The organism is Massilia niabensis (assembly GCF_042655085.1).
Taxonomy (GTDB): Bacteria; Pseudomonadota; Gammaproteobacteria; order Burkholderiales; family Burkholderiaceae_D; genus Telluria; species Telluria niabensis.
The window spans coordinates 527,316-543,872 of the sequence record NZ_JBHSMU010000009.1 but is presented as its reverse complement, the minus strand read 5'-3'; the positions used below and the strand labels follow the sequence as shown (position 1 = coordinate 543,872).

Here is a 16,557-nt window from a genome sequence, read left to right as displayed (position 1 = left end):
GTAAAGGGATCAGAAGCACTCTTGCGAGGAATGCAGGCCGTTGATGACGGTGACACAGTTGCGCCGCACCGGAGGTGTCGCGACCCGGTGCACGGCAGGCTTCTCGGGACGGCGCGGCGCAGCAGCCACCGGCTTTACCGGGACCGGCTTGACGGCCGGGGTAACGGGCAGCAGGGTCAGTTTGGTGGCGCCGTCGGTCTGGGCCGATTGCGGATCGACCTGGTTGCGCAGCGCCAGCGACAGGGTGCCCACACTGCGCGCCAGGTCGAGTTTTTCAGCCTGTTCCGGCGTTACCTCGAGCGTGACCGCATTGACCACGCGCGGCTTGGTCTCATCGCGGTTGACCTCCTGCGCCACGGCCAGCACCAGGATGCGTTCCAGCACGATCTTCGAGATGCTCTCCTGGCGGTTGCCCGCTTCCGGGGTCGGATCCTTTTCAGTGCTGACGATGATGTCGACGTAGTTGCCCGGCAGCGTGAAGCCGGCCACGCCAATGACATCGTTGACGCGCACCGTGATCGCACGCTTGCCTTCGGTGATCAGGGCCGACAGGCCACCCAGCGTGCCGACCGGTGCCAGCTTCGCTTCGCTGACCGGTTCCCCGGCCAGCACACTGCTCTTCAGGACGCGCCCGGCCAGTTTCTGCGGATCGGCAAAGGCGCCCTTCGGCACGCTGTCGGCGGGCCACTCGGCCAGCTTGACCATCTCCGGGGTGAGGCGCTGGCCCAGGCTGATATCCGCGGCCGCTACCGCGATGTGCCCGCTGCTGGTGCTGGGCTGCAGCAGCAGCCAGCGCGAAGCGAGGACCACGGCCGTCAGGCCGAACAGGATGGCAACCGCCATCACGACAAGAGCGCGCTTGTTTTTCATTGGTCGATTCCTGCGACGTGGCACGGGGCCGGGGCGCTGCCGCTGGACATGCTGTTCCACGCCTGCTCCAGGGCAGCGATCGTCAGGCGTGGTTCGGTTCCGGCAAAGCCGGCGAAATCAAGTACACGGCCGAGCAGCTCGTGCGGATAACAGGCCAGCAGCGGCGTACCGCTGGCGCGGTGCAACCGCGTTACCAGGTGGTCGAGCACTGTTTCATCGCACTCAAGGCCGTGCAGCCGGCTGGCGCGTCGCAGTATTGCCCGGTAGGCCGGTTCGGCCAGCGGCCCGAGACCGACGCGGTAGCCCATACGGCGCAGCAAGGCCGGGTCGAACACGCTGGCCGGCGCCAGGTTGGTAACGAAGACGAGCATCGCGTCGAATGGCACGGTCTCGCCGTGTCCGCCGGCCACCACGCGCGCCGGGCCGCCGTCGAGCGTACCGAGCAGACTGGCGAGCAGTTCGGCCACCGGCGTCCGTCCGCGACCGAGGTCGTCGAGGACGAAGATGCCATTGTTGGCTTGCAGCTGCAGCGGCGCATGATGAATGCCGCTCTCGGGATCGGGGCGCAGCGTCAGCATGGACGCGTCAAATTCCGCACCCACATACACCAGTGGACGCTGGCAGATCGCCCAGCGTGCATCGCAGCTGCGCCGCTCTTCCAGCTGGCGCCCCTGGGGCAAAGGCGGTGGATGGCGCAGCGGATCATGAAACGGGACGATGTGGCCTTCAATCAGGAGGGCATACGGTACCGCGACCGCGCCCGGCAGCAGGCGCGTCAGCTTGCGCGCGAGCGTGGTCTTGCCGGAGCCGGTCGGGCCGTGCAACAGCAGCGGGCGCTGCGCATGCAAGGCAGCACCAAGCACATCGCGCAAGGCTGAATCGAGTCCGTCGTCGGCCAGCACGGCGGCCAGTTCGCCCGGGGTCGGGCCGCGCACCGCCGACGAGGATGCTCCCTGCCGCCCCGGCATCGCCTGGCGCAAGGACTGGCGCTCGACCGCCGCCCGATAAGAAGCCAGGGTCACGGGCGCCGGGCCAACGTAGCGGCACTCTTCCAGACAGGCCAGTGCGGCGCGCTGGCCGATCGGGGTCAGCTGATATTGCACGTCGATGTCGGAATCGCCCGACCAGGCCACCTCGGTTTGCTGGTCAACGGTCAGTATGTTGAGCACTTCGCGCAGCACGCTGACCGACAGGCGGAGCTTTCCGGCCAGCAAGGGCAGCGGCGAGCGGCCGGTGGCATGCAGGGTCTTGAGCACGAGGGCGCATACCAGCCGCGGCTCGAGTCCGGTATCGCTGATTGTCCTCGGCTGGCGCGGCAGGGTTGCCGCGACCTCCAGCTCGCCCGGTGCCTGGGGCGGCGCCGTACGGGAAGCCATACCCGGGCGTGCGAACGAGAGCGTTTCGCTCATGGTGGTTCTCCTTGCATTCACGGAGTTCATTCCCCGAGAACATTGAATTCATTCTAGCGGCCATGTCTTTGTGGCCATTGAGCAGCAGCAAGCCGTTACCTTCAGGGATGATGGCGTTGTATCAACAGCCAAAGCGTGCTCAACGCAATTGCTAATCCATATGGCATCGAGCCGACGCTTGCGCGGGCAGGCGCTGCGCCTGGAACCGGAGGCCCCAAGCCCAGCACGATGGGCAGCAACAGGTTGCGCAGGTTGTGGTAAGCCGCGGACCAGCGTCGCGTAAACAGGATAATGACCAGCGCCATCCCCCCGCCCACGCACCAGGTCAGGATGCAGGCATATAAGGCGTCGGATGGTCCCAGGAACAATCCAACGGTTGCCATCAACTTGACGTCGCCGGCGGCCATGCCGCCCACCGCGTAAAGCGGCACGAACAGGGCGAAGCCGATGGCTGCACCGCCGAGGGCGCTCGACAGGCTACCCTGCGTCGGATCAATCATGTGCAGGCCCAGCACAGCACACACTGCGGCCAGCAGCAATTTATTCGGGATCTTGCGTATCGCCAGATCGATGATGGCGGCAGTCACCACCACGAGCAGCAATATCAGGTCAAGCTGGAGTTGAAAACTCATATCTACCCCAAAAAAAAGCCCTCCGGAAAAGTCCGGAGGGCAAACCTCAATAGTTACTTAAGGCTTCAAGGCGGTGACCAGCTTGTCTTTCACGTTGTTAAACGTCAGCTCGATCTGGTCGCCCAAGAGCGTTGCCGCACCCGCCATCGCGACGCCGATCAGGGCAGCGATCAGGCCATACTCGATGGCCGTCACACCGTCTTCATCAGCAACGAAAGCTTGCACTGCGGTAAAGATCGTTTTCATGAAAACTCCATATGGTGGTTTATAAGAACAACCCTGAAGCGGCAGGAGACTTCCCTTGACTCTGCTGACTGCGCTTTGTCGTTTCCGTTTCAGTGAGTTCACTATAAAAGATGATGCCGTAAAGCAAGTTGACTGTTAGCAAGCTTTTTCATATGAATTATTTGCTGTGGGAAACAATTGATCCAGATCGTATAGACCCCTGCCGGCGTCGCGCAATTCCATAAAAAGAGGCGGAATAATTGCCGCGATAACAAAAAAGGATTATCCTGTTTTGCTTGCTCTGCGGAAATTTCAGTGTTGCGAAAGCGGCAATGCGGGGTGTGGTGGGCTGATTACCTATCTGAGAACGACATGGATTCTCTTCTGAAACACATGGTGGACATGACTGGCCACCGCGATCACGCGATGCTCGACATCTCGGTGGTGTCGGCGGTACAGGAACTGGCCGCCGCCGCGCAGGCCCGGGTGTGGTCCATTTCGACGATCGGCGATCGCACCTGGGTGCGGATGCGTGCCAGCATCGCCGCAGGTGGCCGCGCCCGGGTCGAAGACGCGCACGACAGCGCCCTGCCGGGCCAGCCACTGGAGGCTTTTCCCGAGCTGGCTGCCTGCCTGGCGCGCCGCGAAACGAGCGCCCTGGCCTGCGGTCCGCAATCGATGCGTACCCTCTGGCTGCCGATCTGGTTGGGCGACCAGGCCGCCACTTGCCTCGAAATCGTGCGCCATACGCCCTTCCGGGCCGCGACCATCCACACCATCGCCGGCATCGTCGGTGTCTACCGCAACTTCCAGAACCTGCTCGACTACAGCGAACGCGATTCGCTCACCGGCCTGCTCAACCGCAAAACCTTCGAGGACCAGCTCGCCCGCATGCTGCAATGCCCGGGCGAGCAGGAACCGCCGCTGCCGGGCCAGCTCGAGCGGCGCTGCAGCAATGGCGAAGAAAAGGGGTGGCTGGCGGTGGTCGATGTCGACCATTTCAAGATGGTGAACGACACCTTCGGCCACCTGTACGGCGACGAAGTGCTGATCCTGATCGCCAACCAGCTGCAGGCGTCGTTCCGCTCACGGGACCGGGTGTTTCGCTTCGGCGGCGAGGAATTCGTCATCCTGCTGCGTTCGACGACGCTGGAGCATGCGCGCCGCATCATCGACCGCTTCCGCAGCAACGTCGAAGCCTATGCCTTCCCGCAGGTGGGACGGGTCACGGTGAGCATCGGATTTGTCAGCATCAGCCCCTACGATTCGCCCGTGGTCACACTCGGCCACGCCGACCAGGCCCTGTACTTTGCCAAGACCAACGGCCGCAACCAGACCTGCCACTACGACGAGCTGGTCGAGCGCGGCCTGCTGAAAACCGTGGCGTCGAACGACACCGCCGAGTTTTTCTAAACAGTCAGGGAAGGATCAGGAATTTGTCCGGATCGACGCGCCACTTGGCGGGCGCCTCGTGGCTGACGATCTTGTCGCCGCCGCCGAAACCGAGTGCGCGCGACAGGTCCAGCAGTTGCGGGCGGATATAGGTCTCGCTCTTGGTGTTGAAAAATACATTGACCTTCGGCGTGAGCAGGTTCGTTTCGTGCGGCTCGACCACCACGCCGAGGCGCCCGGACTGCAGCATCACCATCGTGCCGACCGGGTAGATGCCAACGCAGCGCATGAATTCCTGGACCAGGGTCGGGTTGAAGTGGAATTTGCTCCACTCGTAGATCTTGCGCAGTGCATCGGCCGCCGACATGCCCTTGTGGTAGCAGCGGTCCGAGGTGATCGCGTCATAGACGTCGACGATCGCGGCCATCTGCGCCAAGTCAGAAATCCCGGCCTCGTTCTGCATTTCCGGATAACCGCTGCCGTCGCGCCGCTCGTGGTGGTGCAGCGTGATGTCGAGCGGGATTGCGCCGATGCCCGGCGTCTGGCGCAGGATGTCGTAGCCGTCGCGCGGATGCTTCCGGATGATCGCGAATTCCTCGTCGGTGAGGCGGCCCGGCTTGTTCAGGATCGTGTCCGGCACCAGCGCCTTGCCGGTATCGTGCAGCAGGCCGCCGACGCCGGCCTGGTAGATCGTTTCCTCATCCATCCCGCGCGAACGGCAGAAGGCGACCAGCAAGGTGCAGACGCTGACCGAGTGCAGGAAAGTGTAATCGTCCTTGGTCTTGATGCGCAGCAGGCTGAGCAAGGCGCCGGAATTCCTCAGGATCGATGCGGTGATGTTCTCCACCACCGGCGACACGTTTTCCATCTCGACGGCTTTACCGAGGCGTGCGTCCTGCATTACGGTGCGCACCAGGCTCACCGCCTGGCGGCGGATGCCGACGGCGCGCTGCATTTCGTCGCCGAGCGTCGTGCGCAGCGGTTTCACCGGCCGGGCGGCAATCGCCGTCACTTCCGCTTCGGTTGCTGCCCGGACCTCGGCCAGCGTCGGCGCCTCCACGTCAAGCCCCTTCGCACAATCGATGACGACGGCGCGGATGTCGGCAGCGGTGATCTTGCGGATCTCGTCTTCGCTGCTCAACACAAACCTGGCGCGGACAAACGGGTGCTCCATCCAGCCACAATCGAGGTCGTGGATGGCCATGCCCACGCGCAGCTGGGAGGAATCGATTTTCTTGAGCATTGCTAGCGCCTGACGGTATGTTAATCTGCGCCCAGTACCTCGGCGGCTATGCAGTATAGCAACTAAGTTTCCGAGCATAAACTTCTTGTCATCCAAGTGTTGCAACTGGACAAAAAACCCGCTTACATGGAATTACGCCAGCTTCGCTATTTCGTCGCCATCGTCGACCACGGCTCGCTTTCGCGCGCCGCCCTGGTCCTGCACGTGGCGCAGCCGGCCCTGACCCAGCAGTTGCGCCAGCTCGAGGAAGAACTCGGCGCCCAGCTCCTGCATCGCTCGGCCCATGGCGTGCTCAGCACCGAGGCCGGCAAGGTCTTCTACGAGCATGCCCAGGCGATCCTGAAGCAGGTGGTCGACGCCCGTTCGGCCGTCACGCAGCTGACCACGCGCCCTTCGGGCAGCGTCACGCTCGGCCTGCCACACAGCATTTCCGGCGCGCTGGCCCTGCCCCTGCTCACCGCCGCGCGCACGACTTACCCCGAGATCACCCTGCAGCTGACCGAGGAAATCTCCGGCAGCCTCACAGAGCAGCTCAAATCCGGGCGCCTGAACCTGGCCGTGCTGTTCGACGACGGCCAGCTCGGCGGCTTTGAAAGCACGCCCCTGGTCGAGGAAGACCTGATGTATATCTGCCGCGCCGCATCGAGCTGGGTGCCGCCCGCGGCCCCGGTCACGCTGGGCGCGGCCCTGGTCAGTCCCCTGATCCTGCCGGCCCAGCAGCATGGCGTGCGCCCACTGATCGAGCAGGCAGCCGCCAGTGCGGGGCTGGCGCTGTCGAACATCATCGAGATCAATTCGATCGCCATCCTGAAGTCGGCCTTGCTGGCCGACATGGGCGCCACCCTGCTGCCGCTCGCTCCCCTGCGCGCCGAGATCGAATCCGGCGCCCTGGTTGCCACGCCGGTACACCCGCCGATCCAGCGCCGCGTGACCTTGTGCGCCTCGCGCAACATCCCCCTCACGAATGCGGCAACCGCAATCAGCCGCCTAGTACGTCAGGTCACTGAAATGCTGTGTGAAAATGAACAATGGTCGGGTGCGCGTCTGCATGAATAATAGGTATCATTTTTTCTTATACCCCTATCCGCATTCCCTATTTCCCCTCCGGTGACGTAGCCCCTACACTCCACGCCGACCGATAAGCCCCGCGTTTATCAAGACTTCAGTCGCCCACAAGCGACACCCCACCTTCCATGACGGCGCCTATCCGGCGCCAGCAATGGCAGGAAATAACACGATCCTGGAGACCCTCATGCTAGACACCGCCGCGCCACAAGCGCAGGACGTCTCGTCCCGCCTCACCACCGTCACCCTCGACGACAAATACACCGCGAAGTCAGGCAACATCTTCCTGTCGGGCATCCAGGCGCTGGTACGCCTGCCGATGATGCAGCGCGAGCGCGACGCCGCTGCCGGCCTCGACACCGCCGGTTTCATCTCGGGCTACCGCGGCTCGCCGCTGGGCGGGCTGGACGAGACGCTGTGGAAGGCCAAGGGTCACCTGGAAGCGAGCCACATCCAGTTCGTGCCGGGCGTGAACGAAGACCTGGCCGCGACCGCCGTCTGGGGCACGCAAACGGTCGACCTGATCGGCCCGACCAAATACGATGGCGTGTTCGCCATGTGGTACGGCAAAGGCCCTGGCGTGGACCGCTGCGGCGACGTCTTCAAACACATGAACCACGCCGGCACCGCGAAGAACGGCGGCGTGCTGCTGGTGGCCGGCGACGACCACGGCGCATATTCATCCACCCTGCCGCACCAGTCCGACCACATTTTCTCGGCCTGCATGATCCCCGTGCTCTACCCCTGCAATGTCCAGGAATACCTGGACCTCGGCGTGCACGGCTGGGCGATGTCGCGTTTCTCGGGCTGCGCGGTCGCCTTCAAGGCGCTGGCCGACACCGTCGAGTCGAGCGCCTCGGTCGACGCCAACCCGCATCGCGTGCAAGTGAAACTGCCAAAAGATTTCACGATGCCCGAAGGCGGCCTGAACACGCGCCTGTCGTCGGTGCCGCTGGGCCAACAGGCGCGCAATCAGGAAGCGCTGATGCAGGACTATAAAATCTACGCGGCGCTGGCCTATGCCCGCGAAAACAAGCTGAACCACACGACGATCGACAGCCCGAACGCCAAGCTCGGCATCATCGCTTCCGGCAAATCCTATCTCGACGTGCTGGAAGCGCTGGAAGAACTGGGCATTGACGAAGCCATGGCGGCCAAAGTTGGCCTGCGCCTGTTCAAGGTCGCGATGATCTGGCCGCTCGAGCCGGAAGGCGTGCGCGAATTCGCGCAGGGCCTGGACGAGATCCTGGTCGTCGAAGAAAAGCGGCAAGTCGTCGAATACCAGTTGAAAGAGCAGCTCTACAACTGGCGCGACGACGTGCGCCCGCACATCATCGGCAAGTTCGACGACAAGGGCGAATGGGTCGCCCCGCGCGGCGACTGGCTGCTGCCGCCAAAGGCCGACTTCTCGGTGGCGCAAGTAGCGCGCGTGATCGCCGGCCGCATTTCCCGCCTGGTCGAAGACGAAGGCACGCGTGACCTCATCAAGGCCCGCCTGGCCTTCCTCGATGCGAAAGACGCCGTGCTGCAAAAGGCGATCACCACGCCCTTCCGCCCGGCTTTCTACTGCTCCGGCTGCCCGCACAACACCTCGACCAAGGTCCCGGAAGGCTCGTTCGCGCTGGCCGGCATCGGCTGCCACGTGATGGCGACCTCGATCTACCCGGAGATGAACAAGCTGACCACCCACATGGGCGGCGAAGGCGCGCCATGGATCGGCCAAGCTGCGTTCTCGAAGGTGCCGCACGTGTTCCAGAACCTGGGCGACGGCACCTACTTCCACTCGGGCTACCTGGCTGTGCGCGCCGCGGTCTCGGCCAAGGTGAACATCACCTACAAGATTCTCTACAACGACGCGGTCGCGATGACCGGCGGCCAGCCGGTCGACGGCCAGACCTCGGTGCCGATGATCGCCCAGCAGATGGCGGCCGAGGGCGTGAAACGCATCGCCCTCGTCACCGAAGACCTGTCGCGCTATGCCGACCGTTCGAGCCTGCCGGCGCTCGTCACCCTGCACGACCGCAAGGAGATGGACGCCATCGGGCGCGAATTGCGTGAGCTGCCGGGTGTGTCCGTCATCATCTACGACCAGACCTGCGCGGCCGAAAAGCGCCGCCGCAGGAAAAAAGGCGAATTCGCCGACCCGGCAAAACGCATGGTCATCAACGAATCGGTGTGCGAAGGCTGCGGCGACTGCGGCATCCAGTCGAACTGCGTCTCGATCCTGCCGAAAGAGACCGACTTCGGCCGCAAGCGCACCATCGACCAGTCGTCCTGCAACAAGGATTATTCGTGCGCGAAGGGCTTCTGCCCGAGTTTCGTCACGGTCGAAGGCGGCACGCTGAAGAAGAGCAAAGCCGGCGTCACCAGGGGCGATAGCGATGACGGTTGGGGTGCCCTGCTCGACCCAGTGCTGCCAAGCGTCGAGCACCCGTATAACATCCTCATCAACGGCATCGGCGGCACCGGCGTGATCACCGTCGGCGCGCTGATGGGCATGGCCGCGCACCTGGAAGGCAAAGGCGCCTCGGTGCTCGACATGACCGGGATGAGCCAGAAGAACGGCTCCGTCACCTCGCATGTGAAGGTGGCGGCGTCGCCGGACCGCCTGCGCGCCCAGCGCATCGCCACCGGCGAAGCGGACCTGGTGCTGGGCTGCGACATGCTGACCACGGGCGCCGCCGACGCGATCTCGAAGATGCGCCCGGGCCGCACGCTGGCCATCGTCAACCTGCACGAGCAGCCGACCGGCACCTTCGCCCAGAACGCCGACTGGCAGTTCCCGGCGGAAGACGTGCGCGGCCTGATCCTGGAGGCCGTGGGCGGCAACGCCGGCGCCGATTTCATCGACGCCACCAAACTGGCCACCGCGCTGATGGGCGACTCGATCGCAACAAACTTGTTCCTGATGGGGTACGCCTGGCAAAAGGGCCGCATTCCGCTCACGGAAGCTGCTTTGATGCGCGCGATCGAACTGAATGGCGTGGCCGTTGCCTCGAACAAGAAGAGCTTCCTGTGGGGCCGCCGCGCCGCGGTCGACTTCAAGCGCGTCGAAAAAGTCGCCACCCCGACGCAGGCAGTGCTGGTGCAGATGCCGCAAAGCCTGGAAACCGTCATCAAGAAGCGCGTGGAGTCGCTGACCGCCTACCAGGACGCCGCCTACGCTGCCGTGTATGCCGACCTGGTCGACAAGGTGCGTGCGGCCGAGTCGGCGCAGGGCCTGGGCAACAAGCTGTCGATGGCCGTGGCGAAATATTATTTCAAGCTGATGGCCTACAAGGACGAGTATGAAGTGGCGCGCCTGTACAGCGACGGCCGCTTCCTCGAGCAGGTCAAATCCCAGTTCGAAGGCGATTTCAAATTTAAATTCAACCTGGCGCCGCCGCTGTTCGCGAAGAAGGATGCCAACGGCCAGCTGGTCAAGAAGGAATTCGGTGCGTGGATGATGCCCGTGTTCAAAGTGCTGGCCAGGCTGAAGGACCTGCGCGGCGGCACCTTCGACGTGTTCGGCTATACCGCCGAGCGCAAGATGGAGCGCGCCCTGATTGCCGAATACCGTGCGATGATCGAGGGGTTGCTGCCTTCGCTGAATGGCGCGAACCTTGGGCAAGCTGTCGAGCTCGCGAACCTGCCCGAGCAGATCCGCGGCTTCGGCCATGTGAAGGAAAAGGCAGTCGAGGAATTCCGCGTACGCAAGGCAGAGCTGCTTAGCGGCAACGTCAAAAAGCGCGCGGCGTAATTTTTGGCGTTGTACCGCGTGGGCATGTGTGCCCACGCAGTTTCACCGTTTGATCACTACATCCTGAACTTGACGTTAACGTTAACGTCATATACCGTACAAATCGAACCTTTCCGCGCTTGAACCCAGAAGGAAACCCATGAACGACATCACCACCGCCGCCAAGCTCGAGCTGCCGGAGCAGCCGAAGCTCGCCAACAAGGTCCGCTTCGTCACCGCCGCGTCGCTGTTCGACGGCCACGATGCCTCGATTAACATCATGCGCCGCATCCTGCAGTCGAACGGCGTCGAGGTCATCCACCTCGGCCACAACCGCTCGGTCGACGATGTCGTCACCGCGGCCCTCGCCGAAGACGTGCAAGGCATCGCCATTTCCAGCTACCAGGGTGGCCACGTCGAGTATTTCAAATACATGATCGACCTGCTGCGCCAGCGCGGCGGCGCCCATATCAAGGTCTTCGGCGGCGGCGGCGGTGTCATCGTCGCCTCCGAGATCGAAGAACTGCATGCTTATGGCGTCACGCGCATCTTCAGCCCGGAAGACGGCCAGCGCATGGGCCTGGTGGGCATGATCCGCTCGATGATCGAAACCTGCGACATCGACCTCTCGTCCTACGCCCCGACCGCGATCGACGCCCTGCGCACAGGCGACATGGCCGAACGCCACCGCCCGCTGGCCCAGCTGATCACCGCGCTGGAAAACGGCAAGGTCGACCCGGAACTACGCAAGCAGATCGTCGAAGCGGCCGATGCCTTGAAAGTGCCGGCACTGGGCATCACCGGCACCGGCGGCGCCGGTAAATCCTCGCTGACAGATGAACTGATCCGCCGCATCCGCCTCGACCAGAACGACCGCCTGAACATCGCCGTCATCTCGATCGACCCGTCGCGCCGCAAGTCCGGCGGCGCCTTGCTGGGCGACCGCATCCGCATGAACGCGATCAACCCCTGGAACGGTGTCAGCCGCGTCTTCATGCGCTCGCTCGCCACGCGCGAAGCCGGCTCCGAAATCTCGCACGCGCTGCCGGACGTGATCGCCGCCTGCAAGGTCGCCGGTTTCGACCTGGTGATCGTCGAGACGTCCGGCATCGGCCAGGGCGACGCCGCCATCGTGCCGCACGTCGACGCCTCGATGTACGTGATGACGCCGGAATTCGGCGCCGCCTCGCAGCTCGAAAAAATCGACATGCTCGATTTCGCCGATTTTATTGCGATCAACAAGTTCGACCGCAAGGGCGCCCTCGACGCGCTGCGCGACGTTTCCAAGCAGTACCAGCGCAACCGCGAACTGTGGAGCCAGAGCCCGGACCAGATGCCCGTGTTCGGCACCCAGGCGTCGCGCTTCAACGACGACGGCGTCACCGCCCTCTACCACGGCCTGCTGCCGAAGCTGGCCGAGCTGGGCCTGCACGTCGAGCCATCGAAACTGGCCGTCCCGCCGCAAAAGCATTCGAGCGCCAAGAACGTCATCGTTCCACCGGCGCGCGCGCGCTACCTGGCCGAGATCTCGGACACCGTACGCGGCTACCACAAGAACACGGCCAAACAGGTGAAACTGGCGCGCGAGCGCCAGCAGTTAAGCGAAGCCAAGCGCATGCTCGCTGCCGCCAACCGTGAAGTCGTCTTCGACGACCTGATCCTGGAACGCGACAGCGCGATGGACAGCAGCGCCAGGAAACTGCTGGCCATGTGGCCCGACATGCAGGCTGCCTACGCCGGCGACGAGTACGTGGTCAAAATCCGCGACAAGGAAATCCGTACCAACTTGGTGCAAAAAACCCTGTCCGGCACCACCATCCGCAAGGTCGCGCTGCCGAAGTATGAAGACCACGGCGAAGTGCTGCGCTTCCTGATGCTGGAAAACGTGCCGGGCTCGTTCCCGTTCACGGCCGGCGTGTTCGCCTTCAAACGCGAGAACGAAGACCCGACCCGCATGTTCGCCGGCGAAGGCGACGCCTTCCGCACGAATAAGCGGTTCAAGCTGGTATCCACCGGCATGGACGCCAAGCGCCTGTCCACCGCCTTCGACTCGGTCACCCTGTACGGCGCTGATCCGGCGCTGCGCCCCGACATCTACGGCAAGGTCGGCAACTCGGGCGTCTCGATCGCCACGCTCGACGACATGAAGGTGCTGTACGACGGTTTCGACCTGTGCAGCCCGAGCACATCCGTCTCGATGACGATCAACGGCCCGGCGCCGACCATCCTGGCGATGTTCATGAACACTGCCATCGACCAGCAGATCGACAAATTCGTCGCGGACAACGGTCGCCAGCCGACCGACGACGAAGCGCAGAAGATCAAGGAATGGGTGCTGGCCAACGTACGCGGCACGGTGCAGGCCGACATCCTGAAGGAAGACCAGGGCCAGAACACCTGCATCTTCTCGACCGAGTTCTCGCTGAAGGTCATGGGCGACATCCAGGAGTATTTCGTGCACCACCAGGTGCGCAATTTCTACTCGGTGTCGATCTCGGGCTACCACATCGCCGAAGCGGGCGCGAACCCGATCTCGCAGCTGGCGTTCACGCTGTCGAACGGTTTTACGTTTGTCGAAGCCTACCTGGCGCGCGGCATGCACATCGACGATTTCGCCCCGAACCTGTCCTTCTTCTTCTCGAACGGCATGGACCCGGAATACACGGTGCTGGGCCGCGTCGCACGCCGCATCTGGGCAGTTTCCATGCGCGACAAGTACGGCGCCAACGACCGCTCGCAAAAGCTGAAGTACCACATCCAGACTTCGGGCCGCTCGCTGCACGCGCAGGAAATCGATTTTAATGACATCCGCACCACGCTGCAGGCGCTGATCGCGATCTACGACAACTGCAACTCGCTGCACACCAACGCCTACGACGAAGCGATCACCACGCCAACCGACGAATCCGTGCGCCGTGCACTGGCGATCCAGCTGATCATCAACCGCGAATGGGGTCTCGCCAAGAACGAAAACCCGAACCAGGGCTCGTTCATCATGGACGAACTGACCGACCTCGTCGAAGAAGCCGTGCTGCAGGAATTCGAGCGCATCGCCGAGCGCGGCGGCGTGCTGGGCGCGATGGAAACCGGCTACCAGCGCGGCAAGATCCAGGAAGAGTCGATGCTCTACGAGCACAAGAAGCACGACGGTTCGCTGCCGATCATCGGCGTAAACACCTTCCGCAATCCGAAAGGCAGCCAGGCCCCGGCCACGATCGAACTGGCCCGTTCAACCGACGACGAGAAGCAGTCGCAACTGACGCGCCTGGAAGCCTTCCACACGCGCCACGCAGCCGAAGCCCCGGCCGCACTGGCGGCGCTGCAGCAGGCCGCGATCGACAACCAGAACGTGTTCGAAAAGCTGATGGAGGCCGTGCGCGTCTGCTCGCTGGGCCAGATCACCACCGCGCTGTTCGAGGTGGGTGGGCAGTACCGCCGTAATATGTAACCAGAAACGGCAGGAGCCGCCCTCAATCCCTCCGCAAGGCCTGCACGGCTTTCGGAGGGATTTGTTTTTGTGCCGCCGGCGGCGCCGCTATGCTGCGGTACATGAGCCGCGCGACGCCCGGGATTTTAAGTCCCGTGGCGAACATCAGGTCGCGCCACAAGCCGCCGCCGTCGGCCTGGAAGCACGGCGTCAGCGCACGGCTGAGCATTTGATGGTTGCGCACGGCGCATAGCCTGCGGGTCGAATACAGCGCCGCGCCGCCGATGGCTCCCCGCTCGCCGACCGCGTCCGCCAGTGCCAGCGCATCCTGCACGGCCAGCGTGCTCCCCAGGCCAAGCTGGGGACTCATCGCGTGCGCTGCATCGCCGATCACGCATACCGGGCCGCTGGCCAGCCGCTTGGCGCGCGCGTGGCGGTAAGTGGCCAGCGTGAACTGGTCGTGGCCTTCGATCTGGTCGATGACGGGCGCCGCCTGCGGCCACAGGGCCAGCAGTTCATCCTTCCAGGCCGCGATCGGGCGCGCGCGCCAGGCGTCGTACCCGGCGCAGGGCAGGCTCCAGAACATGGAGAGCCGCAGCTTGCCGCCGGCGCGGGCCGTCGGCATCAGGCCGAACATCCGGCGCGTGCCGTGGTAGCGCTGCTCGAGCAGCGCCTGCCCCGGCCAATCGGCCACATCGAACATCGCCCACAGCGCGCCCCAGCGGTACACCGTGGACGCCACCGCCAGCCCGGCCTGGGCCGGCAGCGTCGATGCCGCGCCGTCGGCGATCACGACCAGGTCGAAAGTGAATGCGTCGGCATGCACGTGCACTGCCGCCTGCTGGCCGTCGACCGCGATCCTGTCGACTGGGCTGCCGTATGCGATGCGCACGCCCAGCGCCAGCGCGGCATCGAACAGGACCTGGGACAGGGCCGCGCGGCTGACGCCGCGTGCCTCGGTCTCGTCGTAGGGGATATCGACCAGCGTCCAGTTGCGGTGACTGGTGCCGAGCAGCCGCGTGACCGGCACGCTGGCCGCGCTGAAGGCCGGGCCGACGCCCAGCGCATCGAGCGCGGCAATCCCCTGCGGCTGGATCAGCAGGCCGGCGCCGAGCGGGGTGAGCGAGCCATGCTTCTCGAAGACCGTCACCCCGTGCCCGGCACGTGCGAGCGCGATGGCGGCGGCCAGCCCGGCAGTGCCGGCGCCGATGATTCCAACGTTCAGTAGTTTGCAGGATGGCATCATCCTGCCATTCTAGATGAGGTCGGCGCCGCCAGGACAGCGGCGCCGCAAAAAGCCGGCCTGCCTCAGGCGGCCTGCGCCACCGCCTCACCGGTCTGCTCCACCTGGCGGCGGAAGAAGAACAGGGTGATCAGCACCAGCGTGATCGGCACCAGCGTCAGGTAGAAGGCGACATGCCCGCTGAAGTTGCCGAACACGTAGCCCGTCACATACGAGCCGGTGGTGCCGCCCAGCGCCGAGAAGATCACGAGCAGCCCGGTCATGCTGGAGTGCTGGTTCTTCGGCAGCGAGCTGAGCATGACCGAATTGATGCCCGGGTAGATCGGCGCCATGAACAGCCCGATCAGCGGGAACAGGAAGGTCGCCAGCGGCGCATTGGCCCAGGTGACGTTCGCATCGATGGCCAGGTCGCGTGTGAGCGGCAGCGCCAGCAAGACCATCGCCGCCATGCCGATCACGCAGCCGTTCATCACCGTGTACCAGTGCACCTTGCGCATCACGACGCCGGCCGACAGGCGCCCGATCGCCAGGCAAGCGGCAAAGATACTGGCCACCTGCACGCTCATCGCTGCCGGCAGTTTCAAGATTTCGTTATTGAAGGTCGGCAGCCAGGTGCCCACGCTCTGCTCGATCAGCACGTACAGGAAAGCGGTCAGCACGAACACGCACACCAGCGGCTTGAAGAACAGTTTGAACATGGCGCAGAAGTCGTCCCAGCGGCTGCGCCCTTCCGGCAGTTGCGCATCGCGCTCGTCGAACGGCGTGACCGCAAGCAGTACGAACGTGAACACGCACAGCGCGGCCAGCACCCAGTACACCCCCAGCCAGCTCTGCGACTTCGGGTTGGCGGAATCGATGAAGTGGGCGAACACCCAGTAGGCACTCAGCACACCCACCATGAAGAAGCCTTCCAGCGTGTTCATGAGGCCGGCGTGGTGCTTGCGATCCGTGGCGATCAGGCCGAGGGTCGAATACACCGAGACTTTAACCAGCGCAAAGGCCACGCCCACGCACAGGAACAGCATCTTGGTCGTCAGGAAGCTCGGCAGCAGCGGCATCGCGATGCAGGCCGCCGCGACGATCGCCAGCGCGACCAGCATCGCCTTCTTGTAGCCGAGCCGCGGCAGGAACGAGGCGACGAGGAAGGACACCACCGCGATCGGCAGGTCCTTGAAGGCCTCCAGTACGCTGGCGCCCGACTTGCTGACTTCGTAGTTGTTGATGACCTGGAGGATCACCGTGCCCACGCTGTTGAGCAGGATCGCGAACACGAAGTAGATCAGGAATAAGGCAAGCAAAATGCGCTGGTTTTTCACGCTGTCTCCCGTTTTTT

11 protein-coding genes are annotated in these 16,557 nt (G+C 64.0%); 4 read left to right on the top strand and 7 right to left on the bottom strand.

From position 1 onward, the window contains the following. Nucleotides 1-9: 9 nt before the first annotated feature. From cpaB to ACFPN5_RS10530, 4 genes are all read right to left on the bottom strand, one after another. Complete coding sequence (gene cpaB / locus ACFPN5_RS10545) at nucleotides 10-870, bottom strand: Flp pilus assembly protein CpaB (RefSeq protein ID WP_379782910.1); 861 nt, start codon at nucleotides 868-870, stop codon at nucleotides 10-12. Next, nucleotides 867-2,279: an ATP-binding protein gene (locus tag ACFPN5_RS10540; RefSeq protein ID WP_379782908.1), complete on the bottom strand. Its 1,413-nt coding sequence runs from the start codon at nucleotides 2,277-2,279 to the stop codon at nucleotides 867-869. The genes cpaB and ACFPN5_RS10540 overlap by 4 nt, the downstream gene beginning before the upstream one ends. A gap of 101 nt (nucleotides 2,280-2,380) precedes the next feature. Next, a complete protein-coding gene (locus ACFPN5_RS10535) occupies nucleotides 2,381-2,911 on the bottom strand; it encodes an A24 family peptidase (RefSeq protein WP_379782906.1) in 531 nt (176 codons plus the stop codon). Nucleotides 2,912-2,968: 57 nt separating this feature from the next. Continuing rightward, nucleotides 2,969-3,157 (bottom strand): Flp family type IVb pilin, encoded by a 189-nt coding sequence (locus ACFPN5_RS10530; RefSeq protein ID WP_379782904.1) that lies wholly within the window; start codon nucleotides 3,155-3,157, stop codon nucleotides 2,969-2,971. 351 nt (nucleotides 3,158-3,508) lie between these two features. On the opposite strand from ACFPN5_RS10530, the gene ACFPN5_RS10525 reads away from it, so the two are divergent. Continuing rightward, entirely contained in the window at nucleotides 3,509-4,549 is a 1,041-nt protein-coding gene (locus ACFPN5_RS10525; protein ID WP_379782902.1) for a GGDEF domain-containing protein, read from the top strand. 4 nt (nucleotides 4,550-4,553) lie between these two features. Here the strand turns inward: ACFPN5_RS10525 and ACFPN5_RS10520 are convergent, their stop codons facing one another. Then, nucleotides 4,554-5,771, bottom strand: coding sequence for an HD-GYP domain-containing protein (locus tag ACFPN5_RS10520; protein WP_379782900.1), 1,218 nt, complete (start codon nucleotides 5,769-5,771; stop codon nucleotides 4,554-4,556). Between the two features lie 126 nt (nucleotides 5,772-5,897). Between ACFPN5_RS10520 and ACFPN5_RS10515 the strand changes: the two genes are divergently transcribed. The 3 genes from ACFPN5_RS10515 to icmF all read left to right on the top strand — a co-directional run bounded on the left by ACFPN5_RS10515 (nucleotide 5,898) and on the right by icmF (nucleotide 14,002). Then, complete coding sequence (locus tag ACFPN5_RS10515) at nucleotides 5,898-6,827, top strand: LysR substrate-binding domain-containing protein (RefSeq protein WP_379782898.1); 930 nt, start codon at nucleotides 5,898-5,900, stop codon at nucleotides 6,825-6,827. 196 nt (nucleotides 6,828-7,023) lie between these two features. Continuing rightward, nucleotides 7,024-10,575, top strand: coding sequence for an indolepyruvate ferredoxin oxidoreductase family protein (locus ACFPN5_RS10510; RefSeq protein WP_379782896.1), 3,552 nt, complete (start codon nucleotides 7,024-7,026; stop codon nucleotides 10,573-10,575). Nucleotides 10,576-10,714: 139 nt separating this feature from the next. Further along, nucleotides 10,715-14,002: a fused isobutyryl-CoA mutase/GTPase IcmF gene (gene icmF, locus ACFPN5_RS10505; protein ID WP_379782894.1), complete on the top strand. Its 3,288-nt coding sequence runs from the start codon at nucleotides 10,715-10,717 to the stop codon at nucleotides 14,000-14,002. Nucleotides 14,003-14,024: 22 nt separating this feature from the next. Here icmF and ACFPN5_RS10500 read toward each other — a convergent pair whose 3' ends face one another. Then, on the bottom strand, nucleotides 14,025-15,224 hold the full coding sequence (locus ACFPN5_RS10500; RefSeq protein WP_379783113.1) for an FAD-dependent oxidoreductase: 1,200 nt from the start codon (nucleotides 15,222-15,224) through the stop codon (nucleotides 14,025-14,027). 65 nt (nucleotides 15,225-15,289) lie between these two features. Then, the gene (locus ACFPN5_RS10495) at nucleotides 15,290-16,540 is read right to left on the bottom strand and encodes an MFS transporter (RefSeq protein ID WP_379782892.1); all 1,251 of its coding nucleotides are present in this window, start codon (nucleotides 16,538-16,540) and stop codon (nucleotides 15,290-15,292) included. Nucleotides 16,541-16,557 lie beyond the last annotated feature (17 nt).